This window comes from Halobacillus alkaliphilus, from assembly GCF_900113125.1.
Classification (GTDB): domain Bacteria; phylum Bacillota; class Bacilli; order Bacillales; family Halobacillaceae; genus Halobacillus; species Halobacillus alkaliphilus.
On sequence record NZ_FOOG01000001.1, the window covers coordinates 263,493 to 281,660 of the forward strand.

Consider the following 18,168-nt stretch of genomic DNA (forward strand, 5'->3'; position numbering starts at 1 on the left):
TTGGGAGGGTTTGGGCTCAATGGGGGTACTTGTTGACCCATTATTAGGTTAACTGAGCGCGTTTACCACCGGAAGTGCCACTGTATCTACTCCTGCTTTTTCACCTTTACATTACAGCATCTCCGAACAAACGGTTCTATCCAAAGATACTATTCTTTTTTTATAAATAATTGGAGCCGCAGCAGACAATATAATTTGTGATCATTTCGAGGTGCCGCGGTAGGACTATTCGGATCGATTTTGTGAAGACGTTTACCGCTCTACTTTCCCTGTCCCTCAAATTACAGTAAAATGGAATAGAATCGTGATAGGAAGCTGGAGGAACTAATGTGGATTATAAACCTATAAGATCAAAGAAAATATACGAGCAAGTAGCGGATTCATTGTTGGAATCATTGAAGAATGGAGAACTGAATCCTGGAGATAAGCTGGATAGTGTAGAACACTTGGCTAAAAGTTTTAGTGTCGGTCGCTCAGCGGTAAGGGAAGCTTTAAGTGCACTTCGGGCCATGGGGATCTTAGAAATGCGCCAGGGAGAGGGCACATTCATTAAATCTTTTGAAGCTTCACGCTTTTCCTTGCCAACTTCAGCCGCTTTTCTAATGAGAACAGAGGATATGAAGGAACTGTTAGAGGTACGACAAATTCTTGAAGTCGGAGCTGCCGGATCAGCTGCACTATACCATAAAATTGAAGACTTAAAGCCCATGGAGGAAGCTCTGTCTGCTATGGCGGAAGCTAATGGAAATGGAGAACTTGGAGAACAAGCGGATCTTGATTTTCATATGGCCCTGGTAAAGGCTACCCATAATGAAATGTTGATTCAGTTAATGCAGAGCGTTTCCGAAATCATGGTGCAGGCTATGCGAGAAACCCGCAAACTTCTGCATTCGAAAGAAAGAACTGAAAAGCTATTGCAAGAGCACCGTCGCATCTTCCTAGCCATTAAAGAGCGTTCAGAACTTCAAGCACGTGAAGAAATGATGATACATTTAAGAAATGTAGAGAAATCAGTTTCGCATATATTAAGGAAATAAAAGAAAGTATTTGTTCAACGTATGGCAACCGTCAGATAACCTTATGTATTGAGCCTCAGGAACTACCTTATGTTCACGGAAGCTTGCCTAGTTAAGATTCCAATCCATGCACACGTAACCAGACACAGGGAAATCATAGTGGAGAAAGTAAAATAAACGATTAATTAGAAGCTCGCATGATGAATTTTGGAAAGGAGGCTTCTACACCGGCCGTTTGTAAACTTATTACAAAAATGACATATACAGCCCTAAAACCTTGGTCGTAGCATGAATTTATTATGAGTGGACCTGGTTCCTTATAGAGCTGGAGGAACAATCGTGAATTTCCAGCTCCTCATTGGTTTAAATCAATATTATAGACAATTAAACACGGAAAGATAACTTTTACATTTGGAATGCACACTAGGCCAAAACAACCTTACAGCAAAGTTCATTCAGAAGAATATAAAGACCAACCAGTTTCTTCTTGTGTTAGTTTCAGCAATGGCACATGTAACAGCGCAGGTATTAAAATGAACTTAATCGTAGATGTTTAAAAGTTAACATATGGTATAGTTGTAGGTCTCTAGAGCAGTGTGGTGTAGCAGGTATATCCGCACCGCTTTTTTTTGCTTAGTGTTGCAAAAAATGGAAAAATCATATTACATAGGAATAAGAATTTTTTTACATTTGGGTTCGGTTAAGTTACGGGTTGATGTTAAAGATAAGCTCCCGGTCTTGTAAGAATAAGTTCAACTCAAGATAATTATTTAAGATGAAGATCCTCAGGCACGGTTTAAGTTCCCCGGTTCCGCATCCTTCAGGGAAACAGGAAGACGAGTTATTTCACCACAAACCTTACTTATTCTATCCGAGCGGATCCAGAATATTTCGAAACTGAGTCTTCCAAAATCCGGTCCGGTAGTGAATCAATCTATTTAAGAAGACTCAACTACAATAATTAACAAATAGACTATATAATAATAAAACTGATAAGTATTGAGAACTATGTGATGCTATGAATTAAATGGTTAGGGGAGATAAGGAATGAATCCAATTCTAAAAGATGTTCGTACAGAAATTGAAACAGAAAGATTAGTTTTAAAAATGCCAGTCCCTGGCGACGGTGCTGTAGTCAATAAGGCAATACAAGATTCACGAGAACAACTACGGCCGTGGCTTGGATTTGTCCAGGAAGTTCCAACTCCCGAAGATACAGAAGTAAACACTCGAGAAGCTCATGCTAAGTTTCTTACACGGGAGAATCTTAGATATCTTATTTTCTTACGAGAAAATGGAGAGTTTGTAGGATCTACAGGTTTTCATAATATTAATTGGGAAATTCCTAAGCTTGAAATAGGTTATTGGATCAATACTTCAAAAAGTGGAAAGGGTTACATGAGAGAAGCAGTCGCATCATTGACTGAATATGCATTTAAGGAATTAAAATGTGTGAGAGTAGAAATCCGTTGTGAATCAGAAAATCTTAAAAGCCGTTCGATTCCAGAAAGACTGGGCTATGATTTAGAAGGAATTCTACGAAATGAGGAGTTATCGGTAGACGGGCAAAGACTGACTGATACATATATTTATGCAAAGGTAGCACAGTAAGGTTCACCGCTGTACATTAATGGGATGGGGGAGAGTTCGTATAAATGGAAGATATTATCATTATAGGGGCTGGGGTAAGCAGTATATTTTTTGCTCACAAACTGGTTCAGAAAAATAATAACTTATCGATACGAATTATAGATAAAGGAAAACCGCTTAAGGAGAGAAATTGTGGATTGGATGAAGGTTTATCCTGCACTTGTGGTGAGGATTGCAGTAAATACATAGGGTATGCAGGTCTTGGGAAATCAGAAGGGAAATTCAATTATACAAATGATTTTGGAGGAGATTTAGGACGTAAGATAGGGGGAGAAAAGACCCTTAAGTTAATGAAAGAAGTAGACCACATACTTCAAAAGTTTGGTGCAGAGAGTGTTGGACTTTACAGCACAAAAAATAACTTACTTGCAGCTAAAGCTGAAAAACATGGATTAGAAGTATTATCTGCAAAAGTGAGACATTTAGGAACAAAAGTAGCTGTGGACGTTTTTCAAGAACTCTACGAGACCCTGAAAAAACATATTCACTTTTCATTTGAAACAAATATTATATCGGTTCAACCCAAAGCTCATAGTTTTTTCATAGAAACAGACAAAGGGAATTTTCATAGTAAACAACTAATTGTAGGAACAGGAAAAAGCGGAGGTAAGTGGCTGGAGAAGCAAATGCATGACCTTGGTCTCAAAACTGGTGAAACCAGACTGGATCTGGGTTTAAGGATAGAGATGAGAGAAGACCAGCTGGACTCCATTTTAACGGAAACATTTGAAACGAAACTAAGATGTCGAGGAGAAGGATATGAAGCTACAACGTACTGTATGAATCCCCGCGGCCGTATTATTCGTAAGTACCAGAACGGACTAGTAATGCCTGATGGGCAAAATAAAAATGAAAAAAAGACCGAAAGCGGTAATTTAAATTTCACTCTATTTGTTCCTCGCTATTTCCCATCTTATGACCAGGCTATACAGACAGCCCAACGTATAATAGGAGGGATTAATCAAAATATTGGACGAATTATTAACCAACGTCTAGGTGATGTTCATGCCAATCGTCCTTCTTCCGAGCTTTCATCTAACTTAATTAGACCCAGCCTTGAAGCAGAGGCGGGAAATTTAGTAGACGAAATACCTGATTTATATATCCGTGCAGTTCTGGAATTTATGTGGAAACTGGAAAATCTTATTGAAACACCAATTCATCCGGACACTTTGATTTATGGAATGGATGCTAAATTTTATGAACCACAAATTAATACTACAAAAGATTTCGAAACTGAAATTCAAGGTTTGTTTTTAATTGGCGATTGTTCAGGTGTCACACACTCTTTATCCCAAGCGGCTGCCAGTGGGCTTTACGTAGCAGATAGGATACTAGAAATGAATAAAGGTTTTAATTAATCATCTACTATAATGAGGTTGAGCTGGTGGTTTTATAAGTAATATATACTGATTAATCATTTTACGATTTAAGAATTATAATGGAAAAATGTTTTATTTTGGAAATGGTGGGTAAAGTGTAGTGGGTACGAAATGATAGGGAAAAGGTCTGGACTGCATCATCTTTGATTTAGTACATAAGTAAGTCAGGAAATACCCTGTGATGGATTACCTAAATACAATTTAGGAGTGTTTGGATGTTTAAGAAGTTAGCCAGTTTTACCGCAGTTTTATTAGTAGTGATGTTACCGTTTCAGGTTGCAGCCGAGGATATGAGTGCAGAGGAACTATTAAAGAAATCTAATGAGGCCATGATGGAACTGGATAGCTACACGGTGCGTTCCATAACGGAGCAAAAAATGCCAATGCAGGGTACGGAACAGGTTATATCGACAGAATCTAAGGCTGACCTAACATTAGATCCATTTGCTATGCATCAGATGGTTACAACCTCATTACCTGAAAGTGAAAAAGAACTGGAACTTGAATCATACTGGACAGAAGAAGGTTTCTATCAGCAGAACCCTGAAGGCGAGTGGGTTAAATTTGAAGATGATTTTCCAATGAGTCAATCAGACATTCAAGAAATGATGACGGCTCAATCCCAGGTTTCACAAGCTTCAGAATTTGCAAAGGAAATGAACATTGAGGAGACAGAAGGATCCTACGTAGTAAGTTATGAAGGTGACGGAGAAAAACTTCTTAAAGCTTCTCAACAACTTTTTCAAAACAGCATGGATGACAAAGAAATGGCGAAGATGATGGAAGAAATGATGAAACAAATGACTATCAACGATATTTCTTATCAGATAACGATTGATAAAGAAACTCATTATATGACAGGAATGATGATGAAGCTTGACATGGATATGGAAATGGAAGATATGTCAACTAATATGGTACAAACTTTTGATATGTCTATCGATAATTTCAATGGAGTTGAAACCATTACCATTCCAAGTGAAGTGGTAGACAACGCTAAATCCTTTGAAGAAACCATACCTGAAGGTGGTGAACTGCCAGATACTTCAAGTAATGACCCTGGGTTGGCTTTAGCTGGGGCGTCCCTTGCAATGATGGCTGGTGGAATTTTTGTTTACAGAAGACATAGAGCAAATCGTGCTTAGTGTATGAGAGAGAGAAGCCGCATGTGTACATGCGGCTTTTCTTCCTTTATTATGGTATGAAAAGGAAATAATAGAGGTGAAATCGTGAATAAAGTTTTAGTAGTAATTATGTTTTTCGGAGTCTTAATAGCTGGATTTTATGGATACCAATGGTGGGACGGAACAAAGGCAGCTGAAAAAGTTCCTATGGAAGAAACCGAGGATTGGAGCAATCCCGGTAATGAATCAGTAAGTAAAGAAGCTGGTAAACTCTCCTCTCAAATAAATGAGGAGGAAACACAAAAAAATCAAAAAAGTAAGTCTCCTGATCCTGTCACGATGAGTGAAGAAATTAGCAAATACGAAAAGGGAGAAAATGTGGGAAGAGTAGTTATTCCTAGTATCGAAATGGGATATACTACGTTTTGGGGAGCTGATCCAGAAGTCTTAAAACAAGGAGTAGGTATGTACGTAAGTGAATGGACAACGACTCCAGCAGAAAAAAGACATACTGTACTTAGTGGCCATCGAGAGACCGTATTTACTGAATTAGGAGATGTAAAGAAAGACGACTCTATATTTGTAGAATATGATGGAAAAAGGTACGAGTATAAGGTTGAAAAAATGTGGGTGACTGATGCTGATGACCGAAGCGTCATTGTGGAAAAAGACGAAGCTACTTTGACTCTATCCACTTGTTATCCGCTGGACTTTATAGGAGATGCACCTGACAGATATATCATTCAGTCAAAATTGATAAATGTAAATGATATGGACGAGTAACTTGTTCAAAGCTGGAAACTTAATTTCCTATTAACATTAAGGAGGGGTTTTTTGACTGAAAGAAAAAGTATGCCTATATATATGGCTGCATTACCCCTGGTCATCATGATTGTAGCAATGGGCTTTACAATTATAAAATATGAAGGAGCTCTCCTCATATTCCCTTATTATTAGGAGCTTTTTCAGCATCCATTGTAGCTTTAATTTATGGATATTCCTGGAATGAAATAGAAAAGTAGTTTCTACTCTGGTACACATAAGGCTTTGCCTGCGGTAATTATATTGATATTAGTTGGTTTAATTATCGGATCGTGATCATCCCCCGCAGGATCTTCACTCTAACCCAATTATGTTGAAATCGAGCCTTCCACAATTTTGGCCTATTGCGTAATAAGCCTCTTATGAAAAGTCAACAATAAACTTTAGCAGAGCCATCCATAAAGTGATCTTCCCATTAGGATATATGGTCTGCATTCTCAAGAAAAGTTGCATGCCCTTGGATTGCATGCTATAACGCTTATAATAATTAACAAAACCACTGCTTATTAGTAGAGCAGTGGTTTCTTAATTATTCCCTAGTTTAAAGCAACTGGAAGCTGGGAAAGACCTCGCAGCAGAAATACCGGCTTCCATTCAGGTCTGTTCATTGTTCGGTTTAAATCGATATTTGGGAAGGCGTTTAGCAGCTCTTCAATAGCGACTTTTCCTTCCAGACGCGCCAGAGGAGCTCCAAGACAAAAATGGATTCCAAACCCAAATGCTACATGGGCATTTTTGTTTCTCGTCACATCAAATTGATCGGCATGGTTGAATTTTTCTTCATCGCGATTTGCGGAGCTTATAGATGCAATAACTAAATCTCCATGCTGAATCCTTTGACCATGGAATTCAATGTCCGCTTCTGCCCAGCGCGCTGTTGAAAAGTCAACTGGACTATAAAATCGAAGTCCTTCTTCAATCGCAGACGGTATAAGTGTTTGGTCCGATTGAATTTTAGACAGTTGATCAGGATGTTCAAAAAGCGCGAACATGGTGTTTGAGATGAGATTGACTGTTGTTTCATGACCGGCAATTATTAATAAGACAACCATAGAATATAATTCAGTTGTGGTTAACTGTTCTTCTTCATCCACGGTTTGTAGTAAATAAGAAATTAAGTCTTCCTCAGGTTCTTTTTTCCTTCTCTCAAAAAGTCTGGTTAAGTATGCGGTGAATGCTTCTACATCCTTCTGAAAATCAACAGCCGCGTTATCAGAGGCAGCTACTATGGTATTAGACCATTTTCTAAACTTATTTCGATCTTCAACCGGTACCCCAAGAAGTTCACTAATCACAATTATAGGAAGAGGAAAAGCATAATCTTCAATTAAATCTATAGTCCCTTTTTTATGCTTCATTTCTGTAAGTAAATCTTGTGCTATCTCAACAATTCGGGGTTCCATTTTTTTAATCGTTTTAGGATTAAAATAAGGCTGGACCAGCTTGCGGAGTCTAGTGTGATCAGGGGGGTCAACGTCCAGCATCATGTTTTGAAATATATTTAATTCATCTTCATTCATATCTTCTCGAGAAGATTGAGAAAATAATTTTTTCTGATCTTTAATAAAACTGGGAGACTTTAATAGTTCCTTTACATGATCATATTTGGTTATCATCCAAGAACGATTTGAATCTTCATTGGACATAGGAAAAACAGGGTGGTTTAAGCGCAGGTGTTGATAAAACGGGTAGACTCCTACCTTGAAATTGGATCTATAAATAGTTTCTGTATTTTCCATTAAATCTTCCTCCTCTATGTAAATATGGAACATATCTTAATAGTAAAGGATGGATTAATATTGAACAACCAATATTTGGCAAGGTGAGATGGGCTATTGGTTTGCTATTATTACATGAAATTAATAAATGCTGCCAAAACTAATAAGGAAAGGAGGGGGTTAAATGGGTAAAAAGAAGAAAAACAAAAGTAAAGAGGACTTAAATGCATTGAAGAGAGAAAAAGGCGAAAAAAATGGCACAGGAAAGCAGGATCCTTCTCGTTAGAACAAGAAATCCGGTACCCTTCAGGGACCGGATTTCTTGTTTATTCAGAGTCTGATTTATCTTCGATCAAGTGATTCAGTTGCCTGAATTTATTTTTAATCACAGATGTATCTGCAAATAGGTCATGAATTCCCTGATGCCTTTTAGTAAAAGCGACTACTAAATAAGGAATTCCAAAAATAGCCATGCTAATGTATCTACCGATGCATTCGCGGAAAAATATCTGTCCATTAGTTAAAGGTTTATCAGTCAGTGATTCAACAGATAAACCAAATATCATCTTTCCAAGAGTTGCTCTAAAAAACTTGGTCATTAGAATGAAGTAAAGGAAAAATAGAAGGGAGGTAAGCAAATTAGAAGCACTGAACATCTCTATCCATAATTCTGCCTCCTCTAAATTTAATAAACCAATTAATGGTTTAGTTACAACTGTGTTTACGCTCCAAAGAACGAGTAAATCAATAATATATGCGAAAAAACGTGTCCAAAATCCAGCGTAAAGTAATCTTTGGATATCCTCTTTCTGACCTCTCATTAGAGAAAGAGGTGGTTTAACACCTGGATGTTCCTCTGTAGTTTCCATATAACTCCCCCCTTACTCGCTATATAAGTACATTAATTTAGGTCCCTGGCGTTCACTGATGAGTTCCTCAATATAACGGATTTCATTATTTGGCAAGAAACTTTTAGCTAGTGGTAAATTAAAGAATGAACCTACACTGTTCTTATACTCAATGACCTGCGGGTTTCCACCTATCTGTTCTTTAAGCGCATTTAAGGCATCTTCCTGAAAGCCAATTTGATCCACTAAGCCATTCTCTGCTGCTTGCTTTCCTGAATAGATTCGTCCATCGGCAAGCTCTCGGACACGATCCTCTGGAATATCACGACCGGTTGAAATCACATCGACAAATTCTTGGTAAGAATCATCGACAAGCGTTTGGATGATTTCACGTTCCTCTTCCGTCATTTCTCTTGTTGGACTCATAATATCCTTATATTTACCGCTTTTAAATGTGTTGAATTTGACGCCATACTCATTTGCTAGTTCTTGGTAATTAACGTTTTCCATGATAACCCCTAGAGACCCAGTAAACGTTTCGTTTGAAGCGAAAATTTGGTCAGCAGGAGTAGAGATATAGTAACCGCCGGAAGCAGCCATGCTTCCCATGGAAACATAGAATTCTTTATCAGCTTCTTTTAATTCTAACAGTTTGTCGTGAATTTCTGCACTTTCGTAAACTCCTCCGCCGGGTGAGTTTACATGAAGAAGTACACCTTTAATGGAAGGGTCTTCTTTAATGGTTTCCAATTTCTTCAAGAATTGTTCGTGCTGATAGCCGCTACCACTAAATGGGTTCGGGTTAGAACCTGGGTTGTTCATAATTGTACCTTCTAGATTAATTTGTACAATGCGCTTGGAAGCAGAACCCTGCTCAATGATTTTCTCCTGAGGCTTCTCACTTCCTGAGAACATTGAAGCCATATTCTCCGAATCTTCATCCGTGGTGAAGACATTAATTACTTGGAACACAATAGCTATTAATAGAATTCCGCATGCAATAATACTTGCACCTACACGTTTATTCATATGTAAATCCTCCTTCTTGAATGATGTAACTTTATCAGGACTATTAGAAAAGATGCAAGTAAATTTTTAGCGTTCCTAAAAATTTTACTATAATCGTACTTACTGGAGTTCCTGACACTTAATTTATACGTATGAAATCAGGTAAGGTTTCGGCTAATTTTAAATTATATTAAGTCCTGTTCAATTCGTCATGACCAGGGCCAATACAAAAGAAGTGTGCCTAATCCACTCAACTATTTGAAACAAGTTATGCCTTTAAGAATATATAACTATTCATAGCCGTTATATAAAAGAGGCTTTTTGGTACAAAGACCTAAAAGTGCCGCTAACTTCCCGACGTCGCCTCTCAGTATATAGGATCCTTAAGTCTTAGTGAGTGTTTTTCTGATTAAGAAAATAGTTCTTAAGACGTATAACCTCTCATGTAAACCTACGATAGTAGTCAAATTTATACATACTTACTTAATTTTTGTAATTTGCAGACTATTACCACAAAATGTATAATTTGAGCCGTATGTAAAAATACATAAAATTAAGAAAATGGGGGTCTTTAAATGAAAAAGGCTAAATGGCTATGGGCAGGACTGTTTTTGCTTGCCAGTCTATTCCTTTCTGCTTGTTCCAGTGGGGATGACTCAGAAACAAGCAGCAACGATAATAGTAAAGAAAACGGGGATAGTACCTCAAAGTCCAGTGAGCAGGTTCTGCACCTTTCCGAGGGAGCAGAAATACCAACCATGGATTCATCTTTAACCATTGATGCTTTGGCTTCTCAATGGCTGGGGTCTACGAAAGATGGGCTTTATCGCTTGGGCGAAAATGGCAAGCCGGAACCAGGGATAGCAAAAAATCATGAAATGAGCGAAGATGGTTTGACCTGGACATTCAATTTAAGAGAAGATGCTAAATGGTCAAATGGAGACGCAGTCACAGCCGACGATTTTGTCTATGCCTGGAGACGAGCGGTTGATCCCGAAATCGGATCGGAATATGGCCCTTATATGATGAGTGGCGTAATTAAGAATGCAGAGGCCGTTTCCAAAGGCGAGATGTCTCTAGAAGAGCTTGGTGTTAAAGCAGTAGACGATTACACCTTCGAAGTAACTTTAGAAAAGCCAACACCTTACTTCGAGTCTATGACTACATTTGGCACATTCTTGCCACTAAATCAAAAGTTTGTTGAAGAAAAAGGCGATCAATATGCAATGGAAGCTGACGGACTTCTTTCGAATGGTCCATTTGTAATGACTGAGTGGAATCACGGGGAAGGATGGAAACTTGAAAAGAATCCTGACTACTGGGATGCAGATGCTGTTCAGTTAGAAGAAATTAATGTGAGTGTAGTAAAAGAAACTGCTGCAGCGGTCAACCTTTATCAAACAGATGAAATAGATCGAGTCAATCTGTCTTCAGAATTCGTTGATGAGTATCGTTCGTCTAAAGAATTGAAAGTCGAAGAAGAGCCGACAATTTTCTTCCTTAAAATGAATCAGGAAAATGAAATTCTTTCTAATTTGAATGCACGTAAAGCCATTCAGATGGTGGTCGATCGCCAAAGTATGGTGGAGGTCATTTTAAATAATGGTTCAATTACGACTGGAGGTAATGTACCTGCTAACTTTACGAAACATCCTGAATCCGGAGAGGATTTCCGTGAAATTAATGGTGCATTAGTGGAGCATGATTTAAAGAAAGCACAGGAGTATTGGTCAAAAGCAAAAGAAGAGTTAAACATAGAGAAGGCAGAACTTCGTTATTTGGGCGGAGACACAGAGGTTGCTAAAAACCTGGACGCTTACATTAAAGACCAGCTTGAAAAATTGGATGGCTTGTCAATTAAGGTAGAAAGTGTTCCTTTTAAAGTACGTTTAGATCGTGATAAGAACATGGATTATGACATCGAAAATTATGGCTGGGGTCCAGATTATATTGATCCGAACACATTTTTGAACCTATGGGTAACAGATGGAGGAAACAATAAGACTGGTTATTCAAGTGAAGCATATGATTCTCTAATTCAGAAAGCAGGAAATGAACTAGCTCAAAAACCTGTTGAACGTTTTGAAGCCTTTTTGGAAGCTGAGAAGCTGCTTATTCAAGAGGATGCAGTTATTGCTCCTCTTTATCAGCGAGCAAGAGCGCAGCTGTGGAAGCCGGATGTTAAAGGGGTAACCACGAATCCTATGGGACCTGATTACACATATAAGTATGCATATATTGAAGGTGAATAAATGATAGGAAGAGATCCGTCCCTGTGGGGACGGACTCTTTTTTTTCGGGAGCTATGCTGAATTTATTCGCCTATATAAAGGTAAGCCTATATTTAGGGCTGCTTAAAAGGAATAGATAATTTACTTCAGAGTCATCATTCTATACAATAAATAAGGATAACAAGTCAGACCAACAAAAGGTGTTATATATGAAACATGTCGTCATTGGAGCAGGTATAGTTGGAGCCTCCACTGCTTATCATTTGTCCAGGAGAGGGGAAGAAGTTCTTATCGTAGACCGGAAAGACAAGGGACAGGCTACGAGAGCTGCTGCAGGAATCATATGCCCCTGGTTAACGAACCGCTCGAATAAGTCCTGGTATCATTTAGTAATAGAAGGGGCGAGGTATTATCCTTTTCTCATTAAAGAGTTGGAGAACCTTGGATTAGCAGATACAGGTTATAAGCAAGTGGGAGCTATCAATATCTTTGATACGGAAGAGAAATTAGACCGAAAAATGAAGGTTGCTCTGGAACGCCAACAGCAGTCACCAGAAATGGGAGACGTCACAAAACTAACTCCTGCGCAGACTAAAGCGATGTTTCCTCCTGTAGCTGAGCATTATGGAGCGCTTCATATTAGCGGAGCAGCAAAAGTGGATGGAGAGGCGATTTCGCAGGCTCTTCTTTCCGCAGCAGAGATGAATGGCGCTGTTTTTAATGAAGGAGAGGTTCAACTCGTTAATAATGGAGATGCTTCTGCTAGTGTTCTGGTAGATGATGAACATATTGAGGCAGATCAGGTAATCGTTACAAATGGGGCCTGGGCAAAACAATTATTTGCTTCTTACGGTTTAAATACAAATGTGACATACGAAAAGGCTCAAATCGTTCATTTACAAGTACCTGAAAAGGATACAGACTCATGGCCAGTTATGCTTCCGCCATTTAATCACTACATGCTGACTTTTGACAACGGAAAATTGGTTATTGGGGCTACCAAAGAAAATCGTGAGGATTTTGAAACGGAGGTAACGATGGGAGCGGTTCATCAACTGTTAAATAAAGCTTTAAAAGTAGCTCCAGGTCTTGCTGAAGCTGCTTATATTCAAACAAAGGTTGGTTTTCGTCCATTCACGCCAGGCTCTTTACCTGTTATTGGCCGTGTGCCGGGGCTCACGAACGTATGGATGGCAAATGGTCTTGGTGCTTCAGGATTGACCAGCGGTCCATATGTAGGATCTATTCTTGCTAGTTTAGCGGCAGAAGAACAAGTAGAAATCAATTTAGATGATTATGATCCTTCTAACGTATTTTAATAAAACCCACAAACTCTTTTGAGTTTGTGGGTTTTTAAGGAATTAGGCTTGTTTTTTTACTTTGTCACCTGGATGTAGCTCGTGAGCTATAGGGTCTTTTAACTCATCTTCTTTGCGAGGCTTAGTAACAAATAGAGCTAGTACTATTCCTGCAAGGGAAAGCAGCGTTATTACGATAAAAGCTATGCGGACACCATATATGCCGGGGAATTCTATCTCTGGATTTCCCTGAACCTTTTGAGTGGAAGTGGTCATCACGGTCACCAGGATGGCCGTACCAACAGAAGCAGCTACCTGCCTCATGGTGTTATTCATAGCAGCACCATGCGCGATCAATTTTTGAGGCAATTGATTTAACCCGGCAGTTGTAACTGGCATCATGACCATAGATAAACCAAACATACGTATGGAATACAGGATAGTGATGGAAGTAAAAGTTGTTTCAATGTCTAGAAAAACAAAAGCAGCTGAAGCCGCGGTTAATATGGTTAATCCGGTTAGAGCAAGCAGTTTTGCGCCGATTTTATCAAAGATTCTGCCAGTCAGAGGTGACATAAAGCCACTAATGATCGCTCCGGGCAGAAGAGCAAGTCCAGACTCAAAGGCGGTAAATTCCCTCATATTCTGCATATAAAGCGGTAGGAGAGTTTCTACTCCTATTAAACCCATGAAAGCAATCATTCCTATAATGGTAGTAATGGTAAAGACAGAATATTTAAATACCCTGAATTCAAGCATGGGGTGTTCCATCCGTAACTGTCTAGTTATAAATAGAAACAGACCTATGCAGCCAATTAATAGCACGTAAATGGCAGTGGGACTTGTCCATCCCTCATTACCAGCTACCGTAAATCCATAAAGGAGACTTCCAAAACCAACAGAAGATAACCCAATAGATAAGGGATCTACTTTTGGAAAAGTAAGTTCAGTCACATTTCGTAGAAAGAAATAAGCTAATACAGTAATCACAAGTGCAAGCGGAAGTGTTACTAGAAATAACCATCTCCAAGAGAAAGCGGCTGTAACCCAGCCTGAAAGGGCTGGACCTATGGCAGGGGCGAAAGAAATCACAAGGCCAATATAGCCCATAGCCGCTCCGCGCTTATTGATAGGAAAAATCATTAAGAAAACGGTCTGCATAAGTGGAAGCATGACCCCTGCGCCACTTGACTGAATGATCCTGGCTACTAGAAGAGTTCCAAAGTTTGGGGCTAAGCCTCCTAAAACGGTTCCGACTGTAAATATGGTCATGGCTCCCAAAAATAATTGTCTGGTAGTAAAACGTTCAATTAAAAATGCGCTAATAGGAATCATTATCCCATTAACTAGCATAAACACGGTAGTGAGCCACTGGGCGCTATTGGCCGATATATTCATCTCATCCATTATAGGGGGGATAGCTGTAATCATTAACGTTTGATTTAATATAGTAATAAAAGATCCTGCTAATAATATAGCAGCGATCAGTACTTTATTATAAGGAGTAGTGGTCATAAGTATCATCCTAATTCTTTGGATTTTTCTAGATCAATTCCGTTATTATACGCCTGAACAATTAAAACAGACAACCACTTAGAGAGCAAATAATAAATTTTATATTTTCAGAAAAATTAAATTAGAACATATTACCTATAATTATATTATGTAAACTAAAATAAAATAAGCTCCCGCATTGAGGCTAAGGAGCTTTTTCTAGTCAAGATTGCATATTTAGTTTGTTCTGTGAAGAAAAGGGCTGATCGATTACTTCTTTATATTCGTTCAAGAGTTTGTTGAAGATGATTTCCCAGGATTGATCCAGAGCATATTTTCTTGCTTCATTTGCCATTGCTGTAATCCTCAATGGGTTCGCTAAAAGCGAACATATAGCATCAATCATCTGGGAAGAGTTTCTAGGTTCGCACAGGATTCCCGTTTTCCCGTTCTGGATAATTTCCTGAACGCCGCCAGATTTTGTCGCCACGACAGGAGTTCCGCAGGCAAGCGCTTCAAGAACTACATTTCCAAAAGTTTCTGTTGTCGATGGAAAAATGAATAAAGTGGAATCGGCATAAATGTTTGCTAATTCACTACCGTGTACATAGCCGGTGAAGGTTACATTAGATAGTTTCTCCTCTTGTAGTTCTTTTAGGAGCGGACCTTCTCCAACTATTAGCCAGTGAACCTTGTCTTTATAGGGGGCGGGGAGTTTCCTGGCAGTATCCATAAGTATGTCCAGATCTTTTTCAGGGGCCACTCGACCAACATAAGTTAATAGAAATGCTGGTTTACTATCATAATAATCTTTGAGGACCATTTCATTTGTAGAAGGGTGGAATTTTGTACAGTCTACTCCCCTGCTCCAAATTGAGATGTTATGAAAACCTTGAAAATTTAATTCGGTTTTCGTTTGATAAGAAGGAACAAAAGTCCTTTGAAAACCCTTGTAAAACCACTTCAAATATTTCCACATCCATTTTGATAAATATGGAAGGTTATAATACTCCAAATAGCGATCGAAATTCGTATGGTAGGATCCAACGATAGGAATGCTTAATTTTTTTGCACAATATAGACCAGTCAGTCCCATATTGAACGGGGTGGCAATGTGGACAATATCGGGGTTGAAAGATTCCAGATCTTTTCTTATACGAGCTGCCCAGGGGAATGAAAGACGGCATTCAGGATACAGGAAGAATGGAAAGCTAAGAACAGGGCGGATACAGTCAGAGGGGAGCGAACCTTTCATGTAGGGAATAAACAAACGGTATTCAATTTTTTCCTTTTCTAAATGAGTGATTAATCTTTCCAGAGTTCGAGATACTCCATTGACTTGAGGCGCGTAAGTGTCAGTGAATATGGCAATCTTCATATTAACTTCCCTCCTTAGACCATTCCTATGATTGATTAACGGTTGTTAGACGGGCATCCTGTCTACCGATATTATGTATTCAATCTTTTAAAGAATATGACAGAATAGGAAGATAGCTTAAAAAAATCCAAACAAAAAACCTACTTCAATATAGTAGGTTTTTTGAAGAGCATTATATTGTTGAGGTGATTAGTTGGTATAAGGGTGAGTTGAAAAGGCTTAGCTCAATGACATCATTAGGCTGCTTTTTTACCAAGAGATTGTTGACTGATGGTTTTCAACAAGATCATTTTGTCTTTAAACGTTAGTTTGCACCAGATACCTGCATTGATTTTCATTCTCTTCTCCTCCTAGGAAAAATTTAAGTATGAGTCATGGCTAATGGATCATTTCAACTTGTACTTAGCATATACCGTCTTTTCATCCAATATAAACAACAAAAATTTCTACAATCTTCGATGTTTGAGGATTTTTTAGTAAGTGATTTAGAAATTTACTGTCATATGAAAGGCAAAAGGCCTGTAAAAAATAGTGAATCTTGTAATATAGATATAGGATTTGTCATACGGTTTATTTACCTATACATAATTTATTTTTTGCATACTAAGAAGGATAGAAGGGAATTTGAAGGCAGACGTGGAAATTATCGTTAAAGGGGTGAAAGGTTAATGAAGTATAAAATGATTGATGGTCATAACGATACGTTGTTAAATTATATGGATGAAACTAGTGATTTTGATTTCTTAAAAGAATCTGATAAGGGCCATTTAGATTTGATAAGAGCCAAAAAAAGTGGATTCTCCGGAGGTTTTTTTGCAATATTTACTCCAAATCCGGTAAGCCCTCCACCTATCAGCAAATTTATAACGGAGAAAGGCTACCACATGCCTTTACCGGATCCAATAAATTCTTCCTATGCTCAATTACATACCAACAAGGTGTTGGCAAACATGCTTAAACTTGAGAAAGATTCACAGCAGCAGTTCATAATTGTACGCAGTGAAAAAGAGATGCGCAATTGTCTGAACAAAGATGCGGTCGGTGGAATTATACATATGGAAGGGGCAGAGGCGATTGATTTGGACTTTAATTCTCTTTATGTTTATCACCAAGCTGGCTTGCGGTCTCTGGGACCGGTCTGGAGCCGAGCAAATGACTTTGGAGAAGGCGTGCCTTATCATTTCCCAGCTAGCCCTGATACAGGCCCTGGGCTTACCGAAAAAGGAAAGCAGCTTATAAGACTCTGCAATGAGCTGGGAGTGATGATTGACTTATCCCATATGAATGAGAAAGGATTCTGGGATACGGCACGTTTATCCACACATCCACTGGTATCCACACACTCTAATGCTCATAAACTCTGCCCCATTACAAGGAACTTAACAGACAAACAGCTGGATGCCATTAAAGAATCCAATGGAGTGGTTGGAGTAACTTTTTGCGCGAATATGTTAAGGGTTGATGGAAGAATGGACCTAAGCGCCCCATTAGAAGCCATTACAGAGCATATCCATTATATTGCAGATCGTATTGGCGTTGACCATATAGCACTCGGGTCTGATTTTGACGGCTGTACGATTCCGGACGTAATCAAAGACGTGACGGGAGTGCCAAAGCTATTGGAGCAGCTTCTCCGTGAAGGCTGGACGGAAGCAGATATTGCTAAATTAACCCACTTAAATTGGCTCAGGGTTCTTAAAGAAACAGGAATTTAATTATATAGAGTGGTCAGACATGTGAAACGCTTAGAGCTGTAAGCTCTAAGCGTTTCTTGTATTTTCTCAAAATATTGGAAGCAAGTTACTGTTCATCTATTCACAGAAAAAGCTCTAACTTATATTAATAATAGCAGACCAGCCTAAGAGTCTCTGTCAGGCTGTTGCTTATTTTCAATACTTTTATAGTTGGCTACCCTGAAAATAATTACAGCTTTAAGACCGCACTAAATAAGGGGATCTTATTACTTTTTTAAAAATCCCTGAAGTCACTTTGATATTTATTTCATTATTCTTCTCTAAGCCGACTGTGGCGATAAGTCGACTACAAAACCTAAACGTTGAAGACTCTTAATTGCCTTTTGTTTTTTTGCTTCTAATGCTTGTTGGTTATAATGGTTTGCCCCTTGTTCTTTGTACATTTCTCTTTTGGTTAATAGGTGGTACACGATCACAAGTAATGTCCGGGCGATGGCAACTCTCG

General features: G+C 38.7%; 14 protein-coding genes and 1 pseudogene. 9 read left to right on the forward strand and 6 right to left on the reverse strand.

Annotated elements, in window-relative coordinates:
• Positions 1-329 precede the first annotated feature (329 nt).
• The 6 genes from BMZ06_RS01435 (at position 330) to BMZ06_RS21090 (ending at position 6,129) form a co-directional block, all read left to right on the forward strand.
• A complete protein-coding gene (locus BMZ06_RS01435; protein ID WP_089749391.1) occupies positions 330-1,037 on the forward strand; it encodes a FadR/GntR family transcriptional regulator in 708 nt (235 codons plus the stop codon).
• A 1,026-nt stretch (positions 1,038-2,063) separates the two neighbouring features.
• The gene (locus tag BMZ06_RS01440; RefSeq protein WP_089749394.1) at positions 2,064-2,627 is read left to right on the forward strand and encodes a GNAT family N-acetyltransferase; all 564 of its coding nucleotides are present in this window, start codon (positions 2,064-2,066) and stop codon (positions 2,625-2,627) included.
• A gap of 44 nt (positions 2,628-2,671) precedes the next feature.
• On the forward strand, positions 2,672-4,027 hold the full coding sequence (locus BMZ06_RS01445) for a Rossmann-fold NAD(P)-binding domain-containing protein (protein ID WP_089749396.1): 1,356 nt from the start codon (positions 2,672-2,674) through the stop codon (positions 4,025-4,027).
• 236 nt (positions 4,028-4,263) lie between these two features.
• Positions 4,264-5,193, forward strand: a complete 930-nt coding sequence (locus tag BMZ06_RS01450; protein ID WP_089749398.1) for an LPXTG cell wall anchor domain-containing protein — start codon at positions 4,264-4,266, stop codon at positions 5,191-5,193.
• Between the two features lie 84 nt (positions 5,194-5,277).
• A complete protein-coding gene (locus BMZ06_RS01455; protein WP_089749400.1) occupies positions 5,278-5,955 on the forward strand; it encodes a class D sortase in 678 nt (225 codons plus the stop codon).
• A 51-nt stretch (positions 5,956-6,006) separates the two neighbouring features.
• Positions 6,007-6,129, forward strand: coding sequence for a hypothetical protein (locus BMZ06_RS21090; RefSeq protein WP_281244426.1), 123 nt, complete (start codon positions 6,007-6,009; stop codon positions 6,127-6,129).
• 401 nt (positions 6,130-6,530) lie between these two features.
• On the opposite strand, the gene BMZ06_RS01460 is transcribed toward BMZ06_RS21090, so the two are convergent.
• From BMZ06_RS01460 to sppA, 3 genes are all read right to left on the reverse strand, one after another.
• Positions 6,531-7,733 (reverse strand): cytochrome P450 family protein, encoded by a 1,203-nt coding sequence (locus tag BMZ06_RS01460; RefSeq protein WP_089749403.1) that lies wholly within the window; start codon positions 7,731-7,733, stop codon positions 6,531-6,533.
• A gap of 305 nt (positions 7,734-8,038) precedes the next feature.
• Positions 8,039-8,581 carry an RDD family protein gene (locus tag BMZ06_RS01465; RefSeq protein ID WP_089749405.1) on the reverse strand — a complete coding sequence of 181 codons (543 nt, stop codon included), beginning with the start codon at positions 8,579-8,581 and terminating at the stop codon, positions 8,039-8,041.
• 12 nt (positions 8,582-8,593) lie between these two features.
• Entirely contained in the window at positions 8,594-9,589 is a 996-nt protein-coding gene (gene sppA, locus BMZ06_RS01470) for a signal peptide peptidase SppA (RefSeq protein ID WP_089749406.1), read from the reverse strand.
• A 554-nt stretch (positions 9,590-10,143) separates the two neighbouring features.
• Here sppA and BMZ06_RS01475 point away from each other — a divergent pair.
• Both BMZ06_RS01475 and BMZ06_RS01480 read left to right on the forward strand, forming a co-directional pair.
• Positions 10,144-11,820: a peptide ABC transporter substrate-binding protein gene (locus BMZ06_RS01475; protein WP_089749408.1), complete on the forward strand. Its 1,677-nt coding sequence runs from the start codon at positions 10,144-10,146 to the stop codon at positions 11,818-11,820.
• A 188-nt stretch (positions 11,821-12,008) separates the two neighbouring features.
• Positions 12,009-13,118 carry an NAD(P)/FAD-dependent oxidoreductase gene (locus tag BMZ06_RS01480; protein WP_089749410.1) on the forward strand — a complete coding sequence of 370 codons (1,110 nt, stop codon included), beginning with the start codon at positions 12,009-12,011 and terminating at the stop codon, positions 13,116-13,118.
• A gap of 42 nt (positions 13,119-13,160) precedes the next feature.
• On the opposite strand, the gene BMZ06_RS01485 is transcribed toward BMZ06_RS01480, so the two are convergent.
• Positions 13,161-14,612 (reverse strand): DHA2 family efflux MFS transporter permease subunit, encoded by a 1,452-nt coding sequence (locus tag BMZ06_RS01485; protein ID WP_089749414.1) that lies wholly within the window; start codon positions 14,610-14,612, stop codon positions 13,161-13,163.
• Between the two features lie 202 nt (positions 14,613-14,814).
• The gene (locus BMZ06_RS01490; RefSeq protein WP_089749416.1) at positions 14,815-15,969 is read right to left on the reverse strand and encodes a glycosyltransferase family 4 protein; all 1,155 of its coding nucleotides are present in this window, start codon (positions 15,967-15,969) and stop codon (positions 14,815-14,817) included.
• 668 nt (positions 15,970-16,637) lie between these two features.
• Here BMZ06_RS01490 and BMZ06_RS01495 point away from each other — a divergent pair.
• Positions 16,638-17,684 (forward strand): dipeptidase, encoded by a 1,047-nt coding sequence (locus tag BMZ06_RS01495; protein WP_089749418.1) that lies wholly within the window; start codon positions 16,638-16,640, stop codon positions 17,682-17,684.
• A 299-nt stretch (positions 17,685-17,983) separates the two neighbouring features.
• Here BMZ06_RS01495 and BMZ06_RS20540 read toward each other — a convergent pair.
• Positions 17,984-18,168: pseudogene (locus tag BMZ06_RS20540) on the reverse strand (IS110 family transposase); the annotation flags it as partial.